At 40.9% G+C, this 4,888-nt stretch carries 3 protein-coding genes and 3 pseudogenes; all 6 read left to right on the forward strand.

What is annotated here, in order from left to right:
* A pseudogene (locus ACFINU_RS09005) lies at positions 1-855 on the forward strand (filamentous hemagglutinin); the annotation flags it as partial.
* A gap of 20 nt (positions 856-875) precedes the next feature.
* Positions 876-1,283: a hypothetical protein gene (locus tag ACFINU_RS09010; RefSeq protein ID WP_375667592.1), complete on the forward strand. Its 408-nt coding sequence runs from the start codon at positions 876-878 to the stop codon at positions 1,281-1,283.
* Positions 1,284-1,460: 177 nt separating this feature from the next.
* Positions 1,461-1,937, forward strand: coding sequence for a hypothetical protein (locus ACFINU_RS09015; RefSeq protein ID WP_375667594.1), 477 nt, complete (start codon positions 1,461-1,463; stop codon positions 1,935-1,937).
* A gap of 196 nt (positions 1,938-2,133) precedes the next feature.
* Positions 2,134-4,109: pseudogene (locus ACFINU_RS09020) on the forward strand (hemagglutinin repeat-containing protein); the annotation flags it as partial.
* Positions 4,106-4,513: a hypothetical protein gene (locus ACFINU_RS09025; protein WP_375618866.1), complete on the forward strand. Its 408-nt coding sequence runs from the start codon at positions 4,106-4,108 to the stop codon at positions 4,511-4,513. The pseudogene ACFINU_RS09020 and the gene ACFINU_RS09025, both read left to right, overlap by 4 nt.
* A gap of 178 nt (positions 4,514-4,691) precedes the next feature.
* Positions 4,692-4,888, forward strand: a pseudogene (locus ACFINU_RS09030) (hypothetical protein); the annotation flags it as partial.

The raw sequence follows: 4,888 nt of genomic DNA on the forward strand, positions 1-4,888 counted from the left end.
ACTCAACTCTTAGAAGAAGGGTTTAAATACAGCGATGACTCCTATAAAACCATGTTTATCAAAGAGCACCCCATCGCTGTGGTCGACCGTGATGAACAGGGCAATATAATCTATGAAATAGATGCAAATGGACAGTATATCAAAGACGCTCGAGGACAAAAAATCCCTAAGTTTCATTATTTAACGGATGAAGAAAAGCAGCATTTGCAAGAAGGCTCTGATGGCAAGGTTCATGTGTCCCTCAATGGCATCTTTACTCCACCCTATGAGGCTGCTGTTTATGCAGAGCAACATGCAGAGAATAAAAATGAACCACTTTATTTTGTTGTGTTTCCAGAAGCTGATTCTGCTATCTCAGAACTTCTAGTCGCGGGCTATCAGAAGTTTATGGAAAATAACTTTTGGGGTCTGACTAATTCCACACAAGAAGCAAAAGATTTGGTGTATAGCCATGGTATTACAGGGTTAGAACTTTATGGACATAGTCGTGGGACGATGACATTGGGGAATATGCTGAATTCTTTCAAACAAGAAGGTGTGCACGGTATAGCCGACAACACGAATATCAATTTCTATGGACCAGCCTTTAATGTTTTGGCGGCATCCGGTTTGTTAGGTTATGTGAGTGATGGCAAACAAATCACTATTGGCTTTGATGGGAATAGATATGACTTTGTCAGCAGAATTATTGGTGGCAATGGCTATACTTACGAGACAATACCTACTGGTAGTAACATGTGGAAAGAATGGTGGAGAGTGGTCATGAATCCCATAAGTTCCCATACCTGTCTTGGAGATGCGGGTCAAAAATGCCAAAAAAGGTATGGCTCATCTCATTTAAAACAAAAACCTTGAATTAAATAATGGAGTAAAAAATGAAACAAACTCTAAAGCTATTAGGTGCTGTAACTTTGTTAAGTATCACCGGATGTCAGTTTAATAAAACTCCTGGGGGGTATTTGAGCGCATGGGAGAAAAATGGTGTTACTGATTTTACTGAGGTAGGAAAAGCCTTATTAGAATGTGGTATGCCAACCCCTTATGATAAGGATCCAGAAAATAGAAAGTTAAGTTTAAATAAAAAGGCGTTCATTGATTCTTGTATGGTTCAATCAGGATTCCGCTATAAAGATACAGAGGCAGGAACGTGGTGTGAGAATTTTCAAGGAAAGAATCTTCCGGCTTGTCGTCCAGGCGCTGTTGTTCCACAGCGCAGTGTCAAGAAGCGCTTAAATAGCCCGTTTTGTAAAAAGCATCCAGAACAATATGAATGCTATCCTTAAATCTTGCTATTTGTGATGACCAACAATCCCTTATCCTTGCCTTTGCTTGGAATGGTGGGATTGTTTTCTCAATCTACCATCTCAACTCAGTTCAGAACTGTCTTGAAAAACGGAGATAAAATATCAACAGGCTTTAGAGCCTTTTTATTGTAAATAAATCCATTGAAAGAGGGGAAAATGAAAAAAATCTTAAAACTATTGAGTTGCATAGCTCTGTTAAGTATCACTGGATGTGTTAACCAACCTCCTCCATCAACTTTAGCATTATGGGAAAAACCAGGTGCCGATAAAGCGATGATCCAACAATCTTTGTCAAAATGTGGTTGGAAACCGGTTTATGCTTCTCCTGACGATATGAATGCGTATGCGAGTGAATTTGCCTCAGTTTATGAATGCATGAAAAAAGCAGGTTTCCGGTATAAATTGCAAGATTCAAAAGGGATCTATTTTACACAACCTCCAAAAAGTGGCTCATTCCTAAGCAATTTAATGATAGCAGGATATCAGCAGTTTATGGACAATGACACCTTTGGTGTGACCAACAAAACGAAACAGGAACGCGCTTTACTAACGCATTTTGAGGATGAAAGAAAACGTCAGCAAAAGCAAAAAGCTTTACAAAAGCGATCACCAAAGCGTCCTCCCCATCGTTAAAAAGGTCATTAGATAAAATCACGAATGAAGTAGGGGATCAAAGCCGTCTCCTCCTTTATCCACGCGGAAGGCCTTTTTAATTTGGTGGTTAAGATAGTCTACAATAAGGCAGGTGAGGGGTCTATTACGGGGGATGTGCATTTTGAAGCCAAAGTCGTGGGGCAATCCACAGGATATGTTAAGCGGTTTGACCGAGGCTGGTGCATCTGGCAGTGTGAGTGTGGGTTTTAAGACGGAGAAAGCAGAAGCTTCTGTTCAGACATCTACCGTGGTAACAGGTACGATAGAAGGTGGGCATTCTGTCACCATGGATGCCCACAAAGGCAGCATATCATCTTTGAAAGTGCGCAAAACACCCAAACAACACAAAACCATTCGCAAAACATTTCTGTAAATGTTGGATACAGCTCTGGGAGTGGTGGTACAGGGTGGATGGGCAATGCTTCTTTTGGGAAAGGAAAGGGCTCCAGTGAGGAAGTGCATCACAAGAACAGCCATATTATAGGCACCGGTACTGTTCATACTAACAGTGAGGGAAACATCACATTGGCTGGGTCCGTGGTTTCTGGAAAGCGTGTAGAGATGGGTGTTGGGGGTGATCTGATCATTACCAGCAACAGTAATACGGGACAAAGTTCCAGCAAGCAAAACGCTGTTTCCATTGGTTATAATAGCCGAGAAAAGGATGATGTCGCAACAACCAATGTGTCCTTTAACAAGGATAAAACCTCTAGTGAGTATCATAGTGTTGTGGAACAATCCGGCATCAAAGCTGGTGATGGCGGCTTTAATATCAACGTTAAAGATAAAACGACCCTAACCGGAGGTATTATTGAAAGCACCGCGCCGGCAGATAAATACAGCCTGACCACAGGAAGTATTACCACCAGTGATATTACCAACAGTGCGAATGCCAAAGCCAGCAGCCATGGGTTTAGCATTTCTGGGAATGACACGATAAAAAACATTGCCAAGAATGTTTTAAATCACGGCAAAGCCAAGGATGGAGCAGAAGGGGAAACCAAATCTGCTATCAGTGATGGGACTATCATCCTTACTGATACAACTGGACAGAGGGCGATGGGGCAAGATGCTGGACAAATCATTGGCTCTCTCAACCGCAACACCGCAGCAGCACACCAAGCAGTAGGACAGCTAGATGTCGCACCGCTTGAGGGAGCAGTGCATAATCGCGTAGATATGATCAATGATTTATCGGATGAAGGATTGGGATACCTTGATAAAATTTATAAAATCACAAATGTCAAAGAGCACCCAGTAGGTGAGGTTGCGCATGATGAAAATGGCAATGTCCTCTATTTAACCGATGAAAATGGAAAACCTATAAAAGGCAATGATGGAAAATATATCACTCTGTATCACTTTTTAAAGCCAGAGGAAGAAAAGCATTTACAAAAAGGCCCTAATGGTGCTGTTTATATGTTCTACAATGGCATTTTTAATTCACCAGATGATGCTGCGGGTAATGCTGTCCAATTGGCTGTTAATAAAAATGGTCCCCTTTATTTTACATACTTTCCCCAAGCTGACGATGTGCTGGTAGAATTAGGGGTAGCATTTTATCAAAAGTTTTTTGAAGGGGGCTCTTGGGGGTTGACCAATTCAACCAAAAAGTTCCAAGATTTTATCACTCGTTATGGCAATGACAATGCTATTGTTAGTGGGCATAGCCGTGGTACCATAACAGTAAGCAATGGAGCAAATGACTTGCAAGAACATGGTATCCACAGTGTAGCCAAGAAAACAGACTTCTATCTTGTTGGAGCGGCTGCTCACATGCAATCGATGGCCAATACAGTAGATTATCTAAGCGATGGCGAAAAAAATTATATCTACATACAAGGCCATATGTTAGACCCCATTAGTACAGTGATTGGTTACAATTGGCCTACGGCTTATAAGGCACCTTTAAATCTAGATTTTTCACTTTTGGAGAAAGGTATAAAAAATCCTTTTTATATGACGATATTTGCAGCAAACAGTTTATTTACTATAGCAACTAATCCTCTCAGAGAGATGGGGAGAGCGGTCTTGGGCCTTAACCCGAGCCCCCATAATTGTTATGCTGATGCGAGTCGTGAGTGTCAAATTAATTATGGTTCATTTAGTTTTAACAAACTTTATTCAACGAGAACAGGGAACAAAAAATGAAAATGTTTTTTAATTTATTAAGCCTGCTCATTCTGTTAACGGTTGCTGGATGTGATATTGAAAACATTGATAAACCTCCTCGAGGAGAGACGGCTGTGTGGGAGAAGCTAGGAGCAGATTCTACGGAGGTAGGAAAAGCATTGCTAGAGTGTGGTTTGCCACACCTTAATTATCTTGAGGATGAAGTTCAAAAGTTAAGCAACAATGAGAATGCAACGATTGATGCTTGCATGATCCAAGCAGGATTCCATTATAAAGGGAGAGCTAGCTGGTGTTCTCCTTTTAACGGTAGAGACCTTCCCATTTGTCAGCCTGGTGCTGTCATCCCGAAGAGAAGTGTCGAAAAGCGCTTAAACAGCCCGTTTTGTAAAAGGTATAAAAATGCATCTGAATGCAAGCCTTAAGTCTTTCTTGTAATGACCAACAATCCCCACACTCACGTTTTTACATGCCTGTGCGGGATTGTTTCCTCAAGCAACCATTTCAATATTGTTCAACGTTTTTTTAAGCAGCGGTGACAGAAAATATAAACAGGCTTATGAGCTTTTTTATTGTAAATAAATCCATTGAAAGAGGGGAAGAATGAAGAAAATCTTAAAACTGTTGAGTTGTATAGCTCTGTTAAGTATCACTGGATGTGTTAACTCAATTCCCTCACTTTCTCCAGCATTATGGAGAAATAAAATACTTTTAGAATGTGGCGTACCGGACCTTAATAAGGTTGTGGCGCTAGATTTGAATCAATTTGCCAGTATTGAAATGTGTATGGCGCAATCAGG

It is taken from the genome of Bartonella sp. AC130YNZD, from assembly GCF_042196865.1.
GTDB lineage: Bacteria > Pseudomonadota > Alphaproteobacteria > Rhizobiales > Rhizobiaceae > Bartonella.